This window comes from Alkalicoccobacillus plakortidis, from assembly GCF_023703085.1.
Classification (GTDB): domain Bacteria; phylum Bacillota; class Bacilli; order Bacillales; family Bacillaceae_D; genus Alkalicoccobacillus; species Alkalicoccobacillus plakortidis.
Genome location: NZ_JAMQJY010000001.1, coordinates 660,435 through 683,016 on the forward strand (window position 1 = coordinate 660,435; position 22,582 = coordinate 683,016).

A 22,582-nucleotide genomic window follows, 5' to 3' on the forward strand; every position below is an offset into this window, starting at 1 on the left:
CCCAGATGGAAGAGATTGCAATGATTTTCCAGCTTTTTTTTGAATCATTGCTGAAGTAGCTGGCGAGCAAGCTTCATCGGAGTAAACAAATGCACCATCATCAGCTCTGTTAAATCTTGATCAGTTAATTCGGTTAATAGTCCACGTATGGAGTGACCTGCAGCGTGCACAAACACATCAACCGGACCCGTTAATTGCGCTAATAGACGTTCAGGTCCATCAGGTTGAGATAAGTCAGCCTGGATCAATATCACTTCTGCACCGTTACGTTGACACTTTTTTTGAACCTGTTCTGCTTGTTCGCGGTTCCGGTGATAATGAATACTTAACAATACATCTGGTGTCGCAAACGTTTCTGCAATCGCTGCACCAATGCCACCAGATGCACCAGTAATCAAAGTATGCTTTTTCTCGATCATGCTTCTGCGCGTACCTGACAAACCGTTGAACGAGATAGCTGAAAATGATCACGCAATATGTCTTCTAGCTCTGTTTTTGTGAATGATTCTAATACAGGAACCACATCAAATAGGTTCATTTGATTAAATTGATACCTTGTAAACTGAGTGGCAATAAACTCAGGTGAATTTAACGAACGTAGGAAAGACCCTATTTTTTTCTTCACAGCCCGTTCCATGCTTTGCTGATTAATCTCACTTTGGACAAATTCTTGGATCATGCTTTTAATTTGCTCAGCTAATTGATCCGGATCTGGCGAATCTCCACCAACAATCGTGAAGCCAAATCCATGTTCACCAGTGTATTCATATGAAAACGTATCATCAATCAAACCTGAATCATATAACGTTTGATAATTCTTAGAACTTTGCCCAAACATTAAATCAAGCAGAATTTTGACCCCAAGCTCACGTTTTAATAAATCATGTCCTTGACGATCCGTACCTGTTTCCTTAATACCTACTAAGCATTTTGGTGCTTGAACAGGCATACGAATGATTGTTTTTTCTTTTGCAACATGATCTGGTTCTTCTTCAAAAAAGCGCTTAATGTCCTGTGGTGGGGCAAACGTTTTGCCAGCCTGGTTCGCTTTAATTTGCTTCATAACTTCTTCTGGTTCCACCGCTCCAACAACAAATAAGAGCATATTGCTTGGATGATAGAAGGTGTGATAACACTTGTATAACCAATCATCTGTAATATGTGAAATTGATTCGATCGTACCTGCGATATCAATTTTTACAGGATGATGCACATAAAGATTCTCTATCACACCAAAATAAAGTCTCCAATCAGGATTATCATCATACATCGTGATTTCCTGATTAATGATTCCTTTTTCCTTCTCGACACTTTCAGGAGTAAAATAAGGATGCTGAACAAAATCAACTAATGTCTCTAAGTTCTTAGCAACGTTAGACGTACTAGAAAATAAATAGGCTGTGCTTGTAAAACTAGTGAATGCATTAGCTGATGCACCTTGCTTACTAAAATCATGGAATACGTCGCCCTTTTCATCTTCGAACATTTTATGCTCTAAGAAATGAGCGATGCCATCTGGAACTAAAAGTTCTTCGTCTCCATCAATCGGTACAAAGCGATGATCAATGGAACCATATTTTGTTGTAAAAGTCGCAAACGTCTTATTAAATCCCTCTTTTGGGAGAATGTAAACGTTGAGTCCATTTTCCAGTGTTTCATGATAAAAGGTTTCATTTAATTGCTTAAACGGCACTTGATTCATTTTCTTCTCCTCCCTTCAGAAAGTAGATCGTATCAAGCTCACATTTGTTTGCAGCAGCAATGATCTCTTCTCTGCTAACACTCTCAATTTGCTCTAACAGCTTCTCGACTGATTGATTAGCGTTACTAAGGACCTCGCGATAATTTAGCTCGATTTGGCCAGAGGCTGAATCGGAAGTCTCGAGTAATTGATTACGTAACATGGATTTTGTCTGCTCAATCTCATCCTCTGTAAAATCGCCTTTTTTCATTAAAGAAAACTGTTCTTGAATAATCTCTACTGCTCGATCATATTTTTCAAATTCAATGCCTGCCATTACCATCAAAATACCTTTATGACTCTCAAGACGCGAGGCTGCATAATAGGCTAGACTCTCTTTCTCACGCACATTTATAAATAATTTGGAGTGTGAGAATCCGCCGTACATCCCATTAAATACTTGCATTGCCGCATAGTCAGCATCACCATAATGAGTATGTGTACGGAACCCCATGTTTAGTTTACCTTGTTTAATCTCTTGAGTCTCCGCTACCACCTTTACCTCTTTCACAACTGGTGACTTAGGACGTTTTGCAGGTTCATGTTTATTTGATTGTTTTAGTTGAAACGCTTGGTGGATCTCGTCGGTAACCTGCTTTTCATCCACATCACCAACGATATATAGATCGATGTTGTCGGTTTGTAGCATGCCTTTGTAATACTCATAAAGTGATGTAGGAGTGATGGCTTCTACTCCAAGCTATATCACCAAATGCCGGAATCGCATAGGCTTCACCTTTGCACATCACTTCTGTTGCTTTCATATTGGCATAACGCATCTTATCATCGTAAACAGACTCAATTCGTTGCTTTAATGTTCTTTTCTCAGTCTCAACAACCTCTGAAACAAAGGCTTCATCTTTGAGCTCAGGATGTAAAATCACATCTGAGAGAACTTCCAAAGCTTGTTGCAGCAAAGAATCTGTATCACGTAAATAACGTTCATTTGCAACATCCATAAAAAATGTCATAACGTGCTGTTCTCCACTTTTACGAACATCTCCACTTAATCTCGCTCCGTACAAATCATCAAGATGTACCCGAAGTTTTTGGCGTGATGGCCATTTTTTAGTTCCACCTTGCAGCACATGTGGCAATAGTGCACGTAAGGCAACCGTTTCTTTTTCGAGTGGTGCACGAAGCATAACCATTAGTGTGGTCGTTTTGTATTTATCCGTTTTCATCACGTGAACATGAATACCTTGATGCTCAAATTGCTGTTCATTTTGTTCCATATCGGCACTCATTCCTTTCCATAAATAGCGTCATTAAAGCAACCTGCATATCCTTCTAGTATACCATATTAAGGAATCATTCATGCCTAATCAGACTTCAATTTCATAAAAAACAACCGAGATCCTTTGATCCGGTTGTTTTTTGATTACGTCATAAATCGTTTACGAAGCACATGAAATTTAAATTTATCAGCTCGGAAATAATTTTGCGAGTATAAGATCGGTTGGTCATGCTGGTCATAATGAGTTTGATTTAAAAGAAGTAGTGCAGAACCTGCATCCGACTCAAGCAGCTCTGATACCGTTTCATGATATCCAATCGGTTCAATATACGTAACAGCATACGTAATGATTTTACCAATTTCACTTAAAAATTGAAAAAGGGATTTCGTTTCATGAACGGAACGATTTGAGAGTAAATGATAAGGCACCCGATCAAGACAATAGACAACAGGCACATCATCCGCGGTACGTAGCCGCTCAATTTGAAAAACCTTTTCTAAATCACGTTGTTTAAAGAGCTCCTGATCTTCTTCTGTTGCTTCTAAAATAGAGTCAGATAAAAAAATCGTGCCAGGCTCCATATTTGCCTTACGAATCATATCCGTCACACTTGATAGTTCTTCAATTCCAGCAGTTAGCATGGGCTTTGCGTTTACAAATGTGCCAACACCATGCCTCCTCACTAGAAGACCCTCATCCTCAAGCAGACGAAGCGCCTCCCGTAAAGTAGCACGGCTGACTCCAAGTTGTTTGGCTAATTCAAATTCAGATGGAAGTTGCTTTCCCTCTTCGTATTTCTCTATGTCTTGGCGCAACTTATCAATAACCTGTAAATATAGTGGTCTGTAATCAGTTTTGATCACAGTCTCTCCCCCCATTCATCTTCTATACAACCTAAGACGACACTTCATCCTCTGATTTGGCTGAAATAAGCACCTCACGTGGTTTGCTACCTTCATACTTACCTACGATTCCGCGGAGCTCCATCTCATCAATTAACCGGGCAGCTCGTGTATAACCAATTCTAAATCGGCGTTGTAGCATCGATACAGAAGCGGTATTCATCTCCACAACAAGGTCAACTGCTGACGAATAAAGCTCATCTTGAACCTCTGCTTTTGGCGTTTCTACTTCCTCAGTTGGTGTCATCTCTTCTTGATATTGTGCTTTTTGCTGAGAAATGACAAAGTCAACAATATCCTCTACCTCTTCATCTGATAAGAATGCACCTTGAATTCTTGTCGGTTTATTTGCACCAACAGGCAAGTACAACATATCCCCACGACCTAATAACTTCTCGGCTCCACCTGAATCCAGAATCGTTCTCGAATCCGTTTGTGAAGAAACACCAAAAGCAATTCGAGAAGGAATATTCGCTTTTATGACCCCTGTTATTACATCTACTGATGGTCTCTGTGTCGCAATAATCATATGGATACCAGAAGCTCTTGCCATTTGTGCCAATCTGGCAATCGAATCTTCTACATCCCCTGATGCAACCATCATTAGATCAGCCAATTCATCAACAATCACTACAATATAAGGTAGGAAAGGTTGCTTAGCCTCTCCTGACTCATTTTGCTTTCTAATTAATTCGTTGTAGCCTTCCAAATTCCTCGTTCCACTATGCGAAAATAAATCATAACGTCTTTCCATTTCAGCGACTACTTTTTTTAAGGCTTGTGAGGCTCTTTTAGGTTCAGTTACAACAGGTGTTAGAAGATGTGGAATCCCATTATAAACATTTAACTCAACCATTTTAGGATCAATCATCATCAATTTTACTTCATGTGGTTTTGCTTTCATTAAAATACTTGTGATAATACCGTTAATACATACACTTTTCCCGCTACCAGTTGCTCCGGCTACGAGTAAGTGAGGCATTTTGTTCAACGGCGCAAGCACAGGTTCACCAGAAATATCTCGTCCAAGTCCAACGGAAAGTACATGCTCGTCTGCTTTAGATGGTGTAGAATCAAGTACTTCACGTAAAGAAACAATCGCCACTTCTTTATTTGGAACTTCAATTCCAATCGCTGATTTTCCTGGTATTGGTGCTTCAATTCGAATATCTTTTGCTGCAAGTGCAAGTGCCAGATCATCTGCAAGATTTACGATTTTACTCACTTTTACGCCAATATTCGGATTCACTTCATATTTGGTTACAGCTGGTCCTAAATGAACTTTTGTTACACGTGCTTTAACCCCGAAACTATCTAACGTCTGCTCTAGCTTTCGGGCATTAGATGTTAGCTGCTGTTTCTCTTGATGTTGACCTGGTGTAGATGCTGATTTTAATAAGTCAAAAGAAGGAAGTATGTATGATTCATTTGTTTCTCCAGCTGTCACAAGAGAAGCCGAGACCATCGTTTCTTCCTCTACTGATTCGTTACTCTTAGCTGGTTCTGTTTTTACTTGAGTTTGTTCAGCTTGCTTTTGTTGTGCAGGTTGCTCAGGTGTTTGATCCTGATAAGCATTTTGAGAGAAATCAACGATCTCAGGAATTTCCGTTGGATACGTTTCCTCTGGCTCGGTAGTTGTTGAACGTGTTTTTCTTGTTTTTTTGTTTTCTTCCTGACTCTGTTGCTCTTTCTTCTTCTCTTCTCGAAGCGTTCGTTCTTCTTTCATTTTTTCTTTGGACTGTTTACTCCACTGTAAGCTCTCTTTAAATAAAGACGTCATAAAATCAACAATGCCAAGATACGTCTTTCTAAATCCTTTACCTAACAGTTCAGAAACAGATCTACCTGTGATGAGAATCGTTCCAATAATCATGAGAATAATACATAAAAAGATGGTCCCACCACTTGCAAAAAGAAAGTGACTTACAGCAAAGGCAACTGCACCAATCATACCTCCACCTAGTTCACCACTTAGACTGTTTCCACTTGCTTCAAGCCAAAATAAATCCCAAGTATTACGGATGACAGATGTATCCGAAAAACCTCCACTTGCACCTAGAGACCGAAACAAGCTCCAGTGACCAAGCAAGGCAAGTGAGAGAACAATGATATAAAAACCTGCCATACGCCTTGACCAAAATGCAGGTTTTGTTCTCTTGAACATGATAAACAAAGATACAACAAGCAGTCCAATGGCCAAAAGGAAAAACCATTCCCCTAGAAAAAAACGAAACAAACGAACAAAGGCTTCTCCTACACTACCTAACCTCGCTAGTGTTACAACCGCTACTACAAGTAGGGCCAAGCCTACAATTTCGTAAGTCAGCTGCGATTTCCAATTTGTCTTTTTCCGTTTTTTGCGTCTTGCCATAGTACGGTCACCCTTTTATCCATTCGTCTATCCTAATATGAATAAGCAGCCAGATTGGCTGCTTTTCATGTATTCGATGGCTATTATTATAGCATAATCTGCATGTAGAACGAGCAATTAAATTAGCGGATTTGCATCAATAATTGCCCCTGGGCTAAGCTGTTGATTTAAATACAGACTTACATCACTAGAAACAAGACGAACAACCCTATATCTACCTGATTCAATTGGCTCAACAATCAGCTGTCCACTTTCAAAAGGAATTGTCATTTGTTGACTAAACTCATCACCTGTAGCTGGATACACTTGATCAAGAGGCATGCTTGTATATAAAATCATTGCATAATCTCTCCTTGCTTATATCCCTCGATCAACTGATTCAACTTTTTCATCGCTTTCCCAATACCACCAACTTCATTGATCAATCCACAGTCAACTGCATCCACACCAATCACATTGGTCCCAATATCTCTTGTTAAATTCCCCTTAGAGAACATCAACTCTTTGAATTTCTCCTCAGAAATATCTGAATGGGCTGTCACAAAGCGAATAACCCGCTCTTGCATCTTATCCAAATATTCAAACGTTTGTGGTACACCAATGACCATTCCCGTTAGGCGTATCGGGTGAATCGTCATCGTTGCCGTCTCAGCAATGTACGAGTAATCGGATGCCGTTGCAATTGGAACTCCTATTGAATGGCCTCCACCTAGCACTAACGTCACTGATGGCTTAGACATGGAAGCAATCATTTCTGAAATCGCGAGCCCTGCCTCCACATCCCCACCAACCGTATTCAATATTATGAGTAATCCCTCAATTTTTGAATTCTGCTCAGCTGCCACAAGCTGAGGAATAATATGCTCATATTTAGTTGTTTTATTTTGTGGAGGTAACTGCATATGCCCTTCAATCTGACCAATTACAACTAGACAATGTATATTTGATGCTTCCATTTCAGGCACATTTGTTTGACCAAGCTCTTGAATTTTTTCAACCAACGAAGACTTTTTCTCCCCTGGATCATTCGGCTGCTGTTCAGGTTTTTCGTTCATGGCTTTCACTCTCCTTATTTGTGTACATAGACGTAGTATGTTCGGTTAGACCTTCGCTCATGCGTGAGAAGAAATTGTTGATGATTAATAAGGTGAGACTCGGCTTTTGGCTTGTTAGCTCCTCTTTTGGCTTGTGGGGGTGGGGTTTTGGCTAGTATCCACTCCGCTCATGAGCCTTATCCTCCGCCAACAACCTGCCTCTCTCACTTTTCAGACACAAAAAAGCACAGCTCGCTGAGCTGTGCTTTTTAATCATTTACACTTCCATAATAATCGGTAGGATCATTGGACGTCTTTTAGTTTTTTCATAGAGGTGTCTGCTTAGTCCTTCTCTTACGTTGCTTTTTAGAGATGACCATTCGCTTACTTTCTCTGACATGCATTTCTTTAAAATATTACTTACGAGTTCGTTTGCATCCTCAAGTAGTTGCTCTGATTCTCGTACGTAGACAAAACCACGTGAAATGATGTTAGGTCCAGATTCAATTGTACCTGTTTTTTTGTTCAGTGTAACAACTACAACTAAGATACCATCTTTAGATAGGAGTCTGCGATCACGTAAAACAATGTTACCTACGTCACCAACACCTAATCCGTCAATTAGAACATTACCGGATGGAATTTTGCTTGCTCGTCGTGCTTGTTTATTTGTAAATTCAACAACTTCACCTTTTTCTACAATGAAGATGTTTTCATCTGGAATCCCTACACCTAATCCCAAATTACGGTGCGCATGTTGCATACGAACCTCACCATGAACTGGTAGGAAGTATTTTGGTTTCATTAGATTTAGCATCAGCTTTAGTTCTTCTTGGCTACCGTGTCCAGATGCATGAACTTTTGAGGAGCCATAGACAACTTCTGCTCCAATTCGATGCAATTTATCAATAACCGCAGAAACAGATTTTTCATTACCAGGAATCGCTGAAGCGGCAATAATCACGGTATCATAAGCATTGATTGTGATTTGACGGTGAGCCCCTTTTGCCATACGGGTTAAGGCAGACATCGGCTCTCCTTGGCTACCAGTTGTTAAAATCACTAGTTGCTCAGGCTTATATTTGTTCACCTCATCTAATTCAATGATTAGATCCTTTGGTGGAGATAGATAGCCTAATCGAGTTGCAATGGAAATAACACGAATCATACTTTTTCCAACGATTGCTAGCTTACGATTTGCTTTAGCTGTTGCTTCAATAATCTGTTGGATTCTGTGCACATTTGATGCGAACGATGTGACAATTAGTCGCCCGGTTGTTTTACGGAACACATCTGTAATACCAATTCCAACTTCTGATTCAGATTTAGTTGTTCCAGGACGTTCAGCATTTGTACTATCAGATAAAAGGCAAAGAACACCCTTATGACCGATGTTTGCCATTTTTCCGATGTCGGCTTGTTTTCCATCAACTGGAGTCTGGTCAAATTTAAAGTCACCTGTATGTACAATCGCACCCTGAGATGTCTCAACACATACACCAACACAATCCGGGATACTATGGCTTGTCCGGAAAAAGGAAACCGGAGTTGAACCAATCTTAATGCGTGATTTAGCATCAATGGTTTTAAGCTTAACAGAACGTAAAATACCCGCTTCTTTCAGCTTCTCTTCAACTAATCCCAATGTTAATTTTGTGCCATACACTGGTACGTTTACTTTTTTAAGAACGTAAGATAATCCTCCAATATGGTCTTCGTGTCCATGTGTGAGCACGATGCCCTTCACACGATCTGCTTGCTCTGTTAGATAAGATACATCCGGAATAACAATGTCTACTCCTAACATATCGTCATCTGGGAACATCAACCCTGCATCAATAATAATAATATCTTCATCAACTTCTACTCCGTACATATTCTTTCCGATTTCGCCAACGCCACCTAGGGCGAATACACGAATTTTTTCAGTAATCTGCTTCGACAATGGTCTTTCCTCCTATACATGTTTGCAAAATTCTCATATCAAAATCGGCGTCCTTATTTCTATAGGTCGCCTGGTCGATTCCGTTCCCCGTTTCATTCTTATTAATCCTTTACTTATCCATCCTGAATAAGTACCCGAACGCATCACTTGATTTCAGTATACCTTATTTTTCTAGTGAAAAACAAGTACAACCAAAACGAAAAACCCGACTATTAAAGTCGGGCTTTCTGAACTACTATGAAAAAAAGGAATCTACTAATTCTTGCTCTTCAGATGTTAACGAGAGTAAAGGTAATCTGGTTCCACCAGTATCGATTCCTATTTTTTTTAAACGATGTTTTACACAGACTGGATTCGGTGATAAAAACAGTGCCTTCATCTTTGGCAAAAGACTAAGATGCAATGTTGCAGCACGTTTTGTTTCACCTGATTTAAAAGCATTAACCATTTCTTTCATCTGATTTCCTATCACATGAGAGGCAACAGACACGACCCCGTGTGCTCCAATTGAGAGCGCAGGTAGTGTTAACGAATCGTCTCCACTATAAACAATAAATTGTTCATCAGTATGATCAATAATCGTTGCCATATGCTCTAGATCACCACTTGCCTCTTTTAACGCGATAATATTATCAAGCTTAGATAAGGCAATCACTGTCTCAGATAACATATGTGCTCCTGTACGGTGAGGCACATTATATAACATGACAGGCAAAGAAACGTTTGTGGCGATTTGCTGAAAATGGGCAAACATACCGGATTGGTTCGGTCGATTATAATAAGGAACAACCGCCATAATGCCATCTGCCCCAAGAACTTCTGCCTGTTTAGACAAAGCTACAGACGATGCTGTATCATTAGAACCCGTCCCAAGTATGACGGGAACTCGTTTATTTGTATAATCAATCGCAAATTGAAACAACTCTAGCTTTTCTTTTGTTGAAAGCGTTGGGGACTCCCCCGTTGTTCCTGCTACTACTAAAGCATCTGTACCCGTTGCAATCAAATGGTCAATTAATTCGGAGGCCGCTTTAAGATCAAGTTCTCCATTCGAATCAAAAGGAGTCACCATCGCGGTTAATACCTGCCCGAAATCCATCTGCTCACTCTCCTCGATGTCCGAATAACGCTTCTTGGCCGAGTCCTGCTTTTTCAAGTTGAAACATGTGATGAAGAGCATTAACTGCTTTACTCATATCCTCATTTTTCACTAAAACCCAAATTGTTGTATGAGAATCAGCCGACTGGAGAATTTGGATATTTTCTTGTGACAAGGCACTAACAATCTTAGCCGTGACACCTGGGACACCAGTCATACCTGCTCCAACCGCAGATACTTTTGCACAATTGCGCTGTACTTCTGGTTTAAATCCAAGTCTAGTTAAGGTCTCAATCGCACGATCAGCCGCCGCATCCATAACGGTGTAAACCACACCACTAGGTGAAATATTAATAAAATCAACGCTGATTTTTTCCATGGCCATTGACTTAAAGACTTTTTCTTGTACATCATAATGACCTTCACGTGCTGATACTTTAATTTGAGTTACATTTGCCAAATGAGCAATACCTGTAATCAATTGCTCCTGAACATCACTTCCTGCACCTCCTGGATGCATGGTTGTAATTAATGTTCCTTTTTTGCTCGAGTATGTCGAGCGAATATGAATCGGAATTTTAGCTTGCATCGCAATTTCAACGGCACGAGGGTGAATCACTTTTGCCCCTTGATAGGCCATATTACAAATTTCATTGTACGTCATTGTTTTAAGCGGTCTTGCTTTCTCAACAATACGAGGGTCAGCTGTCATCACACCCTCTACATCTGTGAAAATATCGACCCATTCCGCATTGACAGCAGCTGCAAGAGCAGTAGCTGATGTATCGCTGCCTCCTCGACCAAGTGTTGTGGTTTCACCAGTTTTGGATTGCCCTTGAAACCCTGCAACAACAAGAACGTCATGATGCGTTAACAATGAACGCAAGTGGTCTGATTTCATATCTAAAATCTTGGCGTTCGAGAAATCTTCGTTCGTACGAAAACCAGCTTGAGCTCCGGTCATCGCTCTAGATTTGAGACCCACAGATGCAAGTAAATCAGAAAAGATAACGGATGAGATCACTTCTCCACATGAAGCTAATAAATCTTGTTCTCTTTTTGGTAGTTCGCTGCTAGCCAAACCGAGTAAGGTGTCCGTTGCGTATGGATCGCCAGCACGACCCATAGCTGAGACCACAACGATTACTTTTAATCCTTCATCTACCGCCTTGCGTACATGGTTTGCTGCTAATTTTCTTGTCTGATCATCTTTGACGGATGTTCCTCCGAATTTTTGAACAATTAGTTTCATAGCTCACACTCTTCTTAGGATAATAGATCTTGCTGAATTAGACTTTCTGCGATTTGAACAGAGTTCAGTGCTGCACCTTTTAGTAGGTTATCTGACACAACCCAGAAGTGATACCCATTTGCTTTGTCTAAATCTTGACGAATTCTACCCACAAAAACATCATCTTGCCCTACTGCATTAGATGCCATTGGGTAAATTTGATTTGCTGTATCATCTTGTAGTGTAACCCCTGGTGCATCACTAAGAAGTGTTTTAAGTTCGGCAACTGTAGTACCTTCTTGCTCGGTTTCAATATAAACAGATTCTGAATGCCCTGTTTCTATCGGTAGACGAACACACGTTGCAGACACTTGCAGGTCAGCCATATTTAAGATTTTTTTTGTTTCATTTATCATTTTCATTTCTTCATATGTGTAGCCATTTTCTTGAAAAACATCAATTTGCGGGATCGCATTAAAAGCAATTTGATAATGCTTTTTGTCTCCTCCAACAGGAAGGATCTCGGCTTTTGCTTCCTTACCAGCAAGGATATCAGCGGTTTGGCTCTTTAATTCATTTACAGCTTCAAGTCCTGCACCAGATACTGCTTGATATGTTGAAACAATGACCTTTTTTAATCCGATTTTTTGGCGAATTGGTTCTAGTGCGGCAACCATTTGAATCGTTGAACAATTTGGATTTGCAATAATTCCTTTGTTCCATTTTAGATCAGTTGGGTTAACTTCCGGCACAACTAGAGGTACTTCAGGGTCCATACGGAAAGCACTTGTATTATCTACAACAATCGCTCCTCGTTTAACGGCCTCTGGCGCTAACGCTTTAGAAACCGATCCACCCGCACTAAATAATGCAATTTGAATTCCTTCGAATGATTCTGGAGTTGCCTCTTCGACAGTATACGCTATTCCTTTAAAAGAAATCTCTTTGCCCGCTGAGCGTTTTGAAGATAATAGTTTTAAGCTTGCAATTGGAAAATCTCTTTTTTCAAGAGTAGCCAGCATTTGCTGTCCTACTGCACCTGTTGCACCAACAACTGCGATATGGTAACCATTTTTAGACATTATTCATTCTCCCTTCCCATCCAACAAGTTCGTATTCTCTTTGGCATAAGCCATTTACTCTATTAAACTTTACGGGAAAAAGGGGTTTTGTGCAACCTTGGTCATTTAATCACGATATTTTTCGATAATGACAGGCTGAAGCTGACGCCCTAAAATAGCAGCTTCAACAGTATCTGGTAAGGCATCCATTCGTGCGACCATAGACGTTGGTTTTTTATCTGGTGCATCCTGGCCAAATGGAATAAAATAAATATGTTTGGCTGCCATTAACTTCATAATATTCACACCGTTTAATCCCAGTGCATCATTTGTAGAGATACCTAGTACAACCGGATTCCCATTTCGTAATGTTGCTTTGGCGCCCATTAGCACAGGGTTATCTGTTAATGCATTCGCAAACTTGCTTGCTGAATTACCAGTTAAAGGTGCAATCACCATACAATCCAATGGCGTAGTAGGACCAAATGGCTCGGCTTTAACTATTGAATTGACAAGAGGTTCCGATGTGATGGAAGCTATTTGTTCTAACCAATCATCACTGTCACCAAACTTTGTATCAGTTGATTCGACTGTATACGTTGCAAAAGGTGTTACTTTTGCCCCTAACTCTACAAGCCTTTTCATTTGTGGTAAAACCTCGCTGTATGTGCAATGAGAACCTGTTAAACCAAAACCTATATGTTTTCCTTTAAGACTCATAATCATTCATCCTCCAATTCGTCGCTTTTAAGTAAATCGGCAAGAATAGCAGCTAGGATTTTCCCCGCTGTTTTTGGCGCAACAATACCAGGCATACCAGGTACTAGCATCGCCTTCATCCCTCTTTTTTCTGCGTATCGAAAATCGGTCCCACCTGGTTTTGAAGCCAAATCAATAATTAAGGAATGCAATGGCATTTCAGTAAGTACTCGAGCTGTAATCATGCGAGCAGGAATGGTATTAATGCAGATATCAATATCTTTTAGTTCCGTTTGGATATGCTTTGTATGGAATGGCTTTAAACCCATTTCGCTGATTCTAGCAAGCAGAGCTGAGTCATGTGCACCTACCTTTACTTTTGCCCCTAAGGCAGCGAAACTTCTTGCAATGGTCATGCCAATTCTCCCTAAACCTAGTACTGCCACATTGGCATTATGAATCGTTATATCCGTATGCTGAATCGCCATCATTATAGCTCCTTCAGCAGTGGGAATTGAATTGTAAATGGCCACATCATCACGTTCCATTAACTTAACAAGCGGTCTTTTGGCCATCGTTTGGAGCTGATCGAGAAAATCATTACTAATGCCTGTATAAATGGTGCAATGTTTTGGCGTTTTCTCAAGTTGCTCTAGTGATAATGATAGGGTTTCGTTTGAAAATACCGTATCAATCCAAGCCATCTGCACTCATTCCACTCACTGGCAATATAATTGCATCTACTGTTGTCCAGTCGATTTCATCCATAGCGTATTTTGACGCACCAATAAATCCATCATCAAGCTGTTCAAAACCAGCTGAAGGAGATCTTGGCATCAAGAGTCGATAATGTGCGAATAATTTCTAAGTGTCTAGCATCTCCGCCTATTAAAAGGATATGTTTTCCGGTTAACACATTGTCCCTCCTTCTAAAACTCGATTTGTTCTCTGTACTAACAAGCACAGATCATCGTTTTAATCGTTATCTGTGTTTCATCATATGTAATGAGAGATAATCAGTGAATGTTCGTTTGAAGCACAATTAGAAGCTGGGTGAGAGGTGTCTGGATAATCTAAGGCCAAGGTTCTCAGCAGACATTCCGCTCCCTGGATGGAGGCACGCCTCGCCAGGAGGTCGCCCGCCTAATTTGGCTTTGTCAATTCATTTCAACTTTGCCCTTTAGTCAAGCTGGAGTTGGCCTCCCATCCCGTCCGCAATGTGTGAGCATCTATATTTTAATAGGACATAATAAGATTAGTTGTATTAGTGCTACAAAGCAAAAAACCCAAATATTAATGTACGAATAAATCAACATGGAAAAAGCTTGGGCTTGACCAAACGAATGAATTTTAATGAGAACAGTATTGATTAACCGCATGATCTACATTAGAACTTCGCTGATCTGTAAATAACTCAATTTCATTTACAAACAACACAAACTAGTTTAAGGCAGCAGATTCCACCGCGTAAGAAGGGTCTGTCCGAAGCGGTTGCCCTTCTCCTGATTTTTGATCAAACAAAAAAAGAACCATTATGTGTGAATTACACAACATAAGGGTTCTTTTATGGTGATAACTAATACATTTCTGTTTAATCTGCTTTGCCTACACAGTTGGATCAACGTCAATGATGATCATATCTTCGCCAATCTTTTTAATTTGTTGCCAATAGACCGTGACAACCTGATCCTTTTTGCCAAATTGAAACCAGCGCGATGTTGGAATAATAAAAGCGGTTATTTCGCCAGTTTCTTCATTTATGAGCAAATCCGTTTGACCTAATACGCCTAAACGTTCTCCCTTTTGATAATCAACAATTTCTTTTGAGGAAATTTCACTTAATCTCATGCAATCACTCCTTGGTTTTGACCTATTTCAACCTATGTGCTTTTCCATAAAAAAAGACCAAGCCTGATTGGACTGATCTTCGGAATTCTATTTTAAAGCATTTGGCCATTCTCCAGTAGTGCTGACAAGCGATAAAGCCGGTTTTGAGGTTAATATACGCTCAGATAATTCATTCACTGAATCCAATGTCACACTATTAATTTCATCTAGCATTTCATCCATGGTTCTGTGCTGTCTTAGCATGAGTTCGTTTTTACCATTTCGGCTCATTCGACTGTTTGTACTCTCTAAACTAAGCATTAAACTTCCTTTAAGCTGTTCTTTACCATTTTTTAGTTCTTTTTCAGTCATACCTTTTTCCGCCATCTCATGAGTCGTTTCTTCTACCGCTTCAACAAGTGCATCAAGCTGGATATACCCGTTCCAAGCATAAAGTGTTAAAAGACCACTGTCTGAAAATGAAGAGTGATAGGAGAAGACTGAGTAGCATAATCCTCGTTTTTCACGAATCTCTTGAAATAAACGACTACTCATGCTTCCACCAAATGAGTTATTTAACAGCACAAGTGAATAGATAGAAGGATCATCGATAGCAAGACCATTATAACCAATACATAAATGTGCTTGTTCTGCTTCTTTCGCTCGAATTCGCTGCTCTTGAACAAACTGAGGTTTAGTAAGGATTTCAGTTTGCACAGTCGGTTTCACTTTAGCAAACGTTGTTTTTAATTGTTCAATTAACGTCTCATCAATATTCCCTGCAACTGAAATCACAACATAATCACCCGTATAAAATCGATCCATATAAGCACGGAGATCAGCTGATGTAAAAGAAGAAAGCGTTTGATCAGTACCTAAAATTGGATACGCTAAAGGGTGTGAACCATAACAGGCTTCACTTAATAACTCATGAACTAAGTCATCGGGGGTATCTTCGACCATTCGAATTTCTTCTCCAATGACATTTTTCTCTTTTTCCAACTCTTCTTCATCAAATGTAGAATTGAAGAACATATCTTGTAGGACATCTAAGGCAATAAAAGAATGTTCATCAAGTACTTTTGCGTAATAACACGTATATTCTTTAGATGTAAAAGCGTTCACCTGACCACCAATCTGATCAAAAGCTTCAGCAATATCCTGAGGAGACCGGGTGTGGGTTCCCTTAAACAACATATGCTCCAACAGGTGTGAAAGTCCATTTTCCTTCTGTGTTTCGTTTCTTGAACCCGTTCCAACCCAAATGCCCATCGATACGGAGCGAACAGTAGAAATCGGTTCTACTAAAATTCGGACTCCATTGGCTAAATCAATTTTCTGTATCAATCTCTGACCCCCTACTTTTGTCCGTTGGCTTAGGAAACTGTGTACGTGTTTCAGCCAATAAATCGGACACTGTTCCAATTTCATACCCTTTTTCTTTTAATCCAATAATTAATTGCTCTAAACCTCTTGCTGAAGAATCAGTTGGATGCATTAAAATGGTTGCTCCTGGGTGTACTTTACTCAAAACGCGTTGAACCATTTCCTGTGGTTGTGGCTTGCGCCAATCAATGGTGTCAACTGACCATAAAATAGTATGCATGTTCTGATTCGCTGCCTCTTCTACTACTGTGTCTGTAAAGCTGCCACTTGGCGGAGCAAACCACTTTGGTGTAACACCTAGTGTTGCGTCAATGACATCATTTGTTCGTTTTAGTTGATCTATAATTTCAGTCCGCGTTAATTTCTGCATATCAGGGTGGGTATAAGCGTGACTTCCAATTTCATGACTTTCCTCAAAGATCATTTGAGCAACATTGGGATTGTCATGTACCCAAGACCCATCTAAAAAAAATGTCGATTGAACATCGTGACGTTTCATTGTTTTTAATAGCTCTGGGATGTATTCATTGCCCCAAGCAACATTAACAAGTAAGCTGACCATCTGCTTTTGTTCATTTCCGCGGAAAATAGGAGAAGGAGGGAGGTCTTCTAGGTGAACACGTGGCTCCACTTCTTTAAAGACGAGTTTTTTTTCATCAAATACCCCAAGCTCCTTCATCTTATCATACGATTTTCGAACGTCAACCTGTATCCCATTATAGCCAGGAATCGCTTTCCATACCCTATCAACCTTCGCATCTGATGGGGGAATTGAAAACGTTTTAGCTTCTTCTGAAATTTTTTGATATAAGGCGTCTTCTTTTGTGGAGACTGCCTCTGTTTGTGTGAACCGTATCGCATCAACATAAGAAAGTGTAAATGGATTTTGTAGCGCTCCGGCTGTCAATAGAATCAAAGTTAGGACTAAACAAACATGAATTACCGCCCTTTTCATAACAAAACCCCCTCTTCACCGAATCTATGCAAGAGGGGGACAAGGTAGAACATAAAAAAGACTGGTTCATAGCCAGTCCTTCTAAATGGTTTGTATATTATTGTTTGGCTTCTGCTTGTCTTTCTTTATCTTCTTTTAAGATGACTTTACGAGAAAGATTCACTCGACCTTGGTTATCAATTTCTGTTACACGCACCATGATTTCATCACCGATTTTGACAACATCTTCAACTTTGCCAACACGTTCTTCAGCTAGCTGAGAAATGTGAACTAAGCCGTCTTTACCTTTAAACAATTCAACAAAGGCACCAAACTTTTCAATTCGTTTGACTTTACCAAGATAGGTTTCGCCAAGCTGTACTTCTCTAACGATGTCTTCAATAATTTTGCGGGCTTTTTCATTCATTGGTTTTTCAGTTGATGAGATATAAACTGTACCATCTTGTTCGATGTCAATTTTGACACCCGTTTCTTCGATGATTTGGTTAATAATCTTACCACTTGGTCCAATAACATCACGAATCTTATCTGGATTGATTTTCATCGTCATAATCTTCGGAGCAAAGTCTGAAAGATCACTACGGTGTTCACTGATTGCCGTCAACATATTATCTAAGATGATCATTCGTCCACGTTTTGCTTGAGCAAGCGCTTCTTCAAGAATCGTACGATCAATACCTAAGATCTTAATATCCATCTGCAATGCAGTAATTCCGTCTTTTGTTCCTGCTACTTTAAAGTCCATGTCTCCAAGAGCATCTTCCATACCTTGAATATCTGTTAACACACTGACATGCTCTTCATGTTTCACTAGTCCCATTGCAATACCAGCAACTGGTGCTTTAATTGGAACTCCAACATCCATCATAGCTAGTGTGCTCGCACAAATACTCGCTTGAGACGTTGAACCGTTTGATTCAAGTACTTCAGAAACTAAACGAATGGTGTATGGGAATGATTCTTCGGATGGGATAACGGCTTCAAGAGCTCGCTCACCTAATGCTCCATGTCCAATTTCACGACGGCCAGGTGCACGAATAGGGCCTGTTTCCCCTACACTAAATTGAGGGAAGTTATAGTGATGCATAAAACGTTTTGATTCTTCAAGGCCTAGACCGTCAAGAATTTGAACGTCTCCAAGTGCTCCAAGTGTACAAATACTTAATGCTTGTGTTTGTCCACGAGTAAACAACCCAGATCCGTGTGTTCTAGTTAAGTAGTTAACTTGAGACGACAGTGGACGGATCTCATCAATAGCTCGTCCATCAGGACGGACTTTTTCTACCGTAATTAGTCGACGTACTTCTTCTTTTACGAATTTCTGTAAAATTTCTTTTACTGCTGAGACAGCAACGGTTTCATCCTCTTCGAAAGGTTCTACCGTCTTTTTAATAACAGCATCAATTGCTTCCTGACGAGCATGTTTTTCTTGAACCTGAACCGCTTGCTTTAATTCAGCTTCAGCAAGTTCACGAATCTTTGCCTCAAGATCAGCATCCGTTGTTTTTAAAACAACTTCTTTTTTCTCTTTACCAACTTGAGCAATAATCTCTTCTTGGAAGGCAATTAAACGCTTAATTTCATCATGACCAAACATAATCGCTTCAAGCATAAGTTCTTCCGATAGCTCTTGTGCTCCAGCCTCTACCATGTTGATTGCCTCTTTTGTACCAGCAACTACAAGATTCAGATCACTCGATGCCAATTGATCAGTAGAAGGGTTAATCACTAGCTCACCTTCAATACGGCCAACAGTCACACCAGCAATTGGTCCTGCAAACGGGATATCAGAAATCGATAGTGCCATTGAAGAGCCAATCATCGCAGCCATTTCAGAAGAAGCATTAAGATCTGAACTCATAACAATACTGATTACTTGAACCTCGTTACGAAAACCATCTGGAAATAACGGTCTAATTGGACGGTCAATTAAACGACTCGTTAAGATAGCACGCTCACTTGGACGTCCTTCTCTTTTAATAAATCCACCAGGGATTTTTCCAGCTGCATATAGGCGTTCTTCATAGTTCACTGTAAGTGGAAAGAAAGGAAGATCCTTTGGTTCCTTAGAAGCTGTTGCAGTTGATAGTACGGCAGTGTCTCCATAACGGACAAGTACTGCACCGTTTGCTTGTTTAGCAAGCTGACCTGTTTCAATTGTCAGTGTGCGTCCAGCCCATTCCATAGAAAATTCTTGTTTACCTTGTTCCATTTGCGCGTACTCCTCTCTTGCACAGATTAATCATATTCATCTTAGTATGACCAAGCATTCTAGACGAGCATAATTGTGTTATTTACTACATGTTATCAAACCAAGAAAAAAGCGGGAACAAGTCCCCGCTTTTGTCGTGTTTATCGGCGTAAGCCAAGCTTGTCAACTAGATCACGGTAGCGCGCTACGTCTTTATCACGTAAGTACGTTAATAAGTTACGACGCGAACCAACCATTTTCAAAAGACCACGTCTTGAGTGATGATCCTTTTTATGAGTACGTAAATGCTCATTTAGTGTGTTGATTTGCTCTGTAAGGATAGCTACTTGAACCTCTGGAGAACCAGTGTCAGTATCATGCGTTTTAAATGTAGCAATTAGCTCATTTTTACGCTCTTGTGTTAATGCCATCCTGTTCACCTCCTTTAAATTGTATCCAGATTCCGAGCAGACGTTGGTGAAGCGCCGTGCCAAGAAACGGTTGTGTACAATAAGTACATGAATTACTATACCTTGCTTTTCCATAGATTGCAAGGGCAAACCGATGAGAACTAAAGATTGTTTTCGCGAGCGACAGCTTCCGTTTGTTGCTTATCTAAAGCAAGCTGCGCCTTTAGCTCTTCAATGCCATTAAAGCGCTTTTCATCTCTAATTCGAGTAAACCAGGAGATTTTTACTGTTTCCCCGTAAATCTGTTCATCGAAATCAAGTAAATGTACTTCAATGGACGGAAGATCTTTACGCTGCTCATGAAAGGTCGGTTTAAATCCAACATTACACATTCCGACATACTCTGTATCATGAACTGTTACCTTCACCACATAAACTCCTGTCTTTGGGATCAAGTAACGTTGGTTAAGCTTAACATTAGCTGTCGGATAGCCAATTGTACGTCCTCGCTTTTCACCATCTTCAACAGTTCCTTCTACTACATAGTGTTCACCTAAAAGATCCTTTATCTCTGCAACTTTTCCTTCTTGCAAAAGCATACGTAATGCAGTTGAACTCACTTTTATCCCTTCTCTTTCCACCTTAGATACGGCTGTCGAACTGAATAAACCTCTAGAATGAAGTGGCATGGTGTCCATTGTTCCCTTGCCTTTTTTACCATAGGTAAAGTCAAATCCAGCAACCACGTGCCTAGCACTCAAAGCAATTAAGTATTGATCTACAAATTCCTGAGGTATTAAATTGGCTAAAGATTGATTAAATTCTACCACATACGTACGATCAACACCTAGTTCAGCGATTCTCTCTAGTTTATCCGGTAGCGGCGTTAGAAAATGCATCGGCTGACTAAGCTGTTGCAGCACCTCTTTAGGGTGGGGATGGAACGTCATCACTGCACTAATCAGATTATTTTTTTTCGCATATTCAACGGCTTGATTAATGACATGCTGATGTCCTTTATGCACTCCATCAAAGTAACCAAGAGCAAAAACAGTTGGTTCGGAAAAAAGTTGCGACTGATCAATTGGATGGCTAAGATATATCGTTTGCATCAATCCTTTTCCTTTCTAGCTACTTGCTCTGGAGCTTGAAACAAGATTTTTTCTGGTTTCATTTTATTTGGTTTTTCTGGATGTGGTTTATAAATGGCAAGCAACTCGTTGTTTATGGAATATACAACAACTCGATCACTTGTACCAAGTTCTTCACATGATAACACAGCACCATTGCGAATTCGCGCCTCAACATCAGATGGAACCTGAATCGTTTTCCATCCTGTTAACGCACGTTCAAATGGTAATAGTTGATCCATTCGTTTTTCAAGTTCCATCTGTTCGAGTTGTTCAAGCGTTACACAATCAGCTAATGTAAACGGTCCAGATGCGGTCCGTTTTAGCTTAGACATATGTGCTGGATAACCAAGAGCTTCTCCAATCGCAACGGCTAATGTACGGATATACGTACCTTTGCTACATGTAACGGCAAAACGAATTGAATATGTATCGTGGCTATTTTTTTCTAATTGTATCAACTCAATTGAGTGGATGGTAATTTGTCTTTTTGGTCGCTCTACCTCTTGATTTGCTCGTGCATACTCATATAATCGCTTTCCGTTAACTTTTACGGCTGAATACATCGGTGGAACTTGTATTTGTTCACCTAAAAAAGAGTTGAGTACAGCTTTTATTTCTGCTTCGGTCCATGTTTGATCGACAATTTTTTGTTCAACGATTTCTCCATCTGCATCTTCGGTAGTCGTTGTATAACCAAGTGTTAATTCAGCCTCATACGTTTTCCCAAAGTCAGACATATACTCAGCTACTTTAGTTGCTCTTCCAATACAAATTGGCAGAACCCCCGTTACACTGGGATCTAACGTTCCAGTATGACCTACTTTTTTTGTCTGATAAAGTTTACGAATGCGATAGACACAATCATGTGACGTCATGCCTGCCGGTTTGATAAGTGGTAGTATTCCTGTTGGCATCAGTTGCGCTCCTCTCCAAACAACATTGAGTGCAAAAAAAGGATAGGAAGCACTATGCTCCGCTATCCTTCCAATTAGTTAGAATCATTGTTTCGATTAAGATCTGATAGCAGCGTCTCAATACGATTGCCATATTCAATGGACTGATCAATTTCGAATTCTAATTCAGGTGTTTTACGCAAGCGGATTCGTTTTCCTACCTCTGAACGTAAAAACCCTTTTGCTTTGTTTAAGCCTTTTAAGCTGGCTTCTTTCTCTTCTTCACTACCAAGAACTGTAATGAACACTTTTGCTTGTTGAAGATCTCCAGTGACATCGACTCCCGTAACGGTTACAAATTTCACACGAGGATCTTTTAATCCGCGAAGCATAATGTCACTAAGTTCTTTTTTCATTTGTTCTGCAACTTTGTTTGCACGAACTTTACTCATATTGTCACCTCATT

The 22,582-nt window shown here is 40.0% G+C and carries 19 protein-coding genes and 2 pseudogenes; all 21 read right to left on the reverse strand.

What is annotated here, in order from left to right; translation table 11 throughout:
• Nucleotides 1–44 precede the first annotated feature (44 nt).
• On the reverse strand, nucleotides 45–419 hold the full coding sequence (locus tag NDM98_RS03615) for an SDR family NAD(P)-dependent oxidoreductase (protein ID WP_251604692.1): 375 nt from the start codon (nucleotides 417–419) through the stop codon (nucleotides 45–47).
• On the reverse strand, nucleotides 416–1,702 hold the full coding sequence (gene yfmH, locus NDM98_RS03620) for an EF-P 5-aminopentanol modification-associated protein YfmH (protein ID WP_251604694.1): 1,287 nt from the start codon (nucleotides 1,700–1,702) through the stop codon (nucleotides 416–418). The genes NDM98_RS03615 and yfmH overlap by 4 nt, the downstream gene beginning before the upstream one ends.
• Nucleotides 1,683–2,976: pseudogene (yfmF, locus tag NDM98_RS03625) on the reverse strand (EF-P 5-aminopentanol modification-associated protein YfmF). Before yfmF ends, yfmH begins: the two are co-directional and overlap by 20 nt.
• 146 nt (nucleotides 2,977–3,122) lie before the next feature.
• The gene (locus NDM98_RS03630) at nucleotides 3,123–3,842 is read right to left on the reverse strand and encodes a GntR family transcriptional regulator (RefSeq protein WP_251604696.1); all 720 of its coding nucleotides are present in this window, start codon (nucleotides 3,840–3,842) and stop codon (nucleotides 3,123–3,125) included.
• Nucleotides 3,843–3,873: 31 nt separating this feature from the next.
• On the reverse strand, nucleotides 3,874–6,252 hold the full coding sequence (locus NDM98_RS03635; protein ID WP_251604698.1) for an FtsK/SpoIIIE family DNA translocase: 2,379 nt from the start codon (nucleotides 6,250–6,252) through the stop codon (nucleotides 3,874–3,876).
• A gap of 117 nt (nucleotides 6,253–6,369) precedes the next feature.
• Entirely contained in the window at nucleotides 6,370–6,591 is a 222-nt protein-coding gene (locus NDM98_RS03640) for a YlzJ-like family protein (RefSeq protein ID WP_251604700.1), read from the reverse strand.
• Entirely contained in the window at nucleotides 6,588–7,307 is a 720-nt protein-coding gene (locus tag NDM98_RS03645; RefSeq protein WP_251604702.1) for a ClpP family protease, read from the reverse strand. The genes NDM98_RS03640 and NDM98_RS03645 overlap by 4 nt, the downstream gene beginning before the upstream one ends.
• A 256-nt stretch (nucleotides 7,308–7,563) precedes the next feature.
• A complete protein-coding gene (locus tag NDM98_RS03650; RefSeq protein WP_251604704.1) occupies nucleotides 7,564–9,231 on the reverse strand; it encodes a ribonuclease J in 1,668 nt (555 codons plus the stop codon).
• A gap of 235 nt (nucleotides 9,232–9,466) precedes the next feature.
• Entirely contained in the window at nucleotides 9,467–10,330 is an 864-nt protein-coding gene (gene dapA / locus NDM98_RS03655; protein WP_251604706.1) for a 4-hydroxy-tetrahydrodipicolinate synthase, read from the reverse strand.
• A gap of 4 nt (nucleotides 10,331–10,334) precedes the next feature.
• A complete protein-coding gene (gene dapG, locus NDM98_RS03660; RefSeq protein ID WP_251604708.1) occupies nucleotides 10,335–11,582 on the reverse strand; it encodes an aspartate kinase in 1,248 nt (415 codons plus the stop codon).
• 14 nt (nucleotides 11,583–11,596) lie between these two features.
• Complete coding sequence (locus NDM98_RS03665) at nucleotides 11,597–12,643, reverse strand: aspartate-semialdehyde dehydrogenase (protein ID WP_251604712.1); 1,047 nt, start codon at nucleotides 12,641–12,643, stop codon at nucleotides 11,597–11,599.
• 105 nt (nucleotides 12,644–12,748) lie between these two features.
• Nucleotides 12,749–13,342, reverse strand: a complete 594-nt coding sequence (gene dpaB / locus NDM98_RS03670) for a dipicolinate synthase subunit B (protein WP_251604714.1) — start codon at nucleotides 13,340–13,342, stop codon at nucleotides 12,749–12,751.
• Between the two features lie 2 nt (nucleotides 13,343–13,344).
• Nucleotides 13,345–14,237, reverse strand: a pseudogene (dpaA, locus tag NDM98_RS03675) (dipicolinic acid synthetase subunit A).
• A 689-nt stretch (nucleotides 14,238–14,926) separates the two neighbouring features.
• On the reverse strand, nucleotides 14,927–15,169 hold the full coding sequence (locus NDM98_RS03680; protein ID WP_251604716.1) for a YlmC/YmxH family sporulation protein: 243 nt from the start codon (nucleotides 15,167–15,169) through the stop codon (nucleotides 14,927–14,929).
• 87 nt (nucleotides 15,170–15,256) lie between these two features.
• The gene (locus NDM98_RS03685) at nucleotides 15,257–16,495 is read right to left on the reverse strand and encodes a M16 family metallopeptidase (RefSeq protein WP_251604718.1); all 1,239 of its coding nucleotides are present in this window, start codon (nucleotides 16,493–16,495) and stop codon (nucleotides 15,257–15,259) included.
• A complete protein-coding gene (locus NDM98_RS03690; RefSeq protein ID WP_251604720.1) occupies nucleotides 16,479–17,489 on the reverse strand; it encodes a polysaccharide deacetylase family protein in 1,011 nt (336 codons plus the stop codon). The genes NDM98_RS03685 and NDM98_RS03690 overlap by 17 nt, the downstream gene beginning before the upstream one ends.
• Nucleotides 17,490–17,586: 97 nt before the next feature.
• On the reverse strand, nucleotides 17,587–19,701 hold the full coding sequence (pnp, locus tag NDM98_RS03695; RefSeq protein WP_251604722.1) for a polyribonucleotide nucleotidyltransferase: 2,115 nt from the start codon (nucleotides 19,699–19,701) through the stop codon (nucleotides 17,587–17,589).
• A 140-nt stretch (nucleotides 19,702–19,841) separates the two neighbouring features.
• Nucleotides 19,842–20,111 carry a 30S ribosomal protein S15 gene (gene rpsO / locus NDM98_RS03700; protein ID WP_251604724.1) on the reverse strand — a complete coding sequence of 90 codons (270 nt, stop codon included), beginning with the start codon at nucleotides 20,109–20,111 and terminating at the stop codon, nucleotides 19,842–19,844.
• A gap of 140 nt (nucleotides 20,112–20,251) precedes the next feature.
• A complete protein-coding gene (ribF, locus tag NDM98_RS03705; protein WP_251604726.1) occupies nucleotides 20,252–21,202 on the reverse strand; it encodes a riboflavin biosynthesis protein RibF in 951 nt (316 codons plus the stop codon).
• Nucleotides 21,202–22,137 (reverse strand): tRNA pseudouridine(55) synthase TruB, encoded by a 936-nt coding sequence (gene truB / locus NDM98_RS03710; RefSeq protein ID WP_251604727.1) that lies wholly within the window; start codon nucleotides 22,135–22,137, stop codon nucleotides 21,202–21,204. Before truB ends, ribF begins: the two co-directional genes overlap by 1 nt.
• 74 nt (nucleotides 22,138–22,211) lie before the next feature.
• Nucleotides 22,212–22,568, reverse strand: a complete 357-nt coding sequence (gene rbfA / locus NDM98_RS03715) for a 30S ribosome-binding factor RbfA (RefSeq protein ID WP_251604728.1) — start codon at nucleotides 22,566–22,568, stop codon at nucleotides 22,212–22,214.
• Between the last annotated feature and the right edge of the window lie 14 nt (nucleotides 22,569–22,582).

Excerpts from the sequence above, each read along its gene's own strand:
- NDM98_RS03665 (WP_251604712.1), bottom strand. The coding sequence starts at position 12,643 with ATGTCTAAAAATGGTTACCATATCGCAGTTGTTGGTGCAACAGGTGCA.
- NDM98_RS03645 (WP_251604702.1), bottom strand. The coding sequence starts at position 7,307 with ATGAACGAAAAACCTGAACAGCAGCCGAATGATCCAGGGGAGAAAAAG.
- NDM98_RS03635 (WP_251604698.1), bottom strand. The coding sequence starts at position 6,252 with ATGGCAAGACGCAAAAAACGGAAAAAGACAAATTGGAAATCGCAGCTG.
- rpsO (WP_251604724.1), bottom strand. The coding sequence starts at position 20,111 with ATGGCATTAACACAAGAGCGTAAAAATGAGCTAATTGCTACATTTAAA.
- NDM98_RS03640 (WP_251604700.1), bottom strand. The coding sequence starts at position 6,591 with ATGATTTTATATACAAGCATGCCTCTTGATCAAGTGTATCCAGCTACA.
- NDM98_RS03615 (WP_251604692.1), bottom strand. The coding sequence starts at position 419 with ATGATCGAGAAAAAGCATACTTTGATTACTGGTGCATCTGGTGGCATT.
- dapG (WP_251604708.1), bottom strand. The coding sequence starts at position 11,582 with ATGAAACTAATTGTTCAAAAATTCGGAGGAACATCCGTCAAAGATGAT.
- rbfA (WP_251604728.1), bottom strand. The coding sequence starts at position 22,568 with ATGAGTAAAGTTCGTGCAAACAAAGTTGCAGAACAAATGAAAAAAGAA.
- NDM98_RS03690 (WP_251604720.1), bottom strand. The coding sequence starts at position 17,489 with ATGAAAAGGGCGGTAATTCATGTTTGTTTAGTCCTAACTTTGATTCTA.
- pnp (WP_251604722.1), bottom strand. The coding sequence starts at position 19,701 with ATGGAACAAGGTAAACAAGAATTTTCTATGGAATGGGCTGGACGCACA.
- dapA (WP_251604706.1), bottom strand. The coding sequence starts at position 10,330 with ATGGATTTCGGGCAGGTATTAACCGCGATGGTGACTCCTTTTGATTCG.
- truB (WP_251604727.1), bottom strand. The coding sequence starts at position 22,137 with ATGCCAACAGGAATACTACCACTTATCAAACCGGCAGGCATGACGTCA.
- ribF (WP_251604726.1), bottom strand. The coding sequence starts at position 21,202 with ATGCAAACGATATATCTTAGCCATCCAATTGATCAGTCGCAACTTTTT.
- NDM98_RS03680 (WP_251604716.1), bottom strand. The coding sequence starts at position 15,169 with ATGAGATTAAGTGAAATTTCCTCAAAAGAAATTGTTGATTATCAAAAG.
- dpaB (WP_251604714.1), bottom strand. The coding sequence starts at position 13,342 with ATGAGTCTTAAAGGAAAACATATAGGTTTTGGTTTAACAGGTTCTCAT.
- yfmH (WP_251604694.1), bottom strand. The coding sequence starts at position 1,702 with ATGAATCAAGTGCCGTTTAAGCAATTAAATGAAACCTTTTATCATGAA.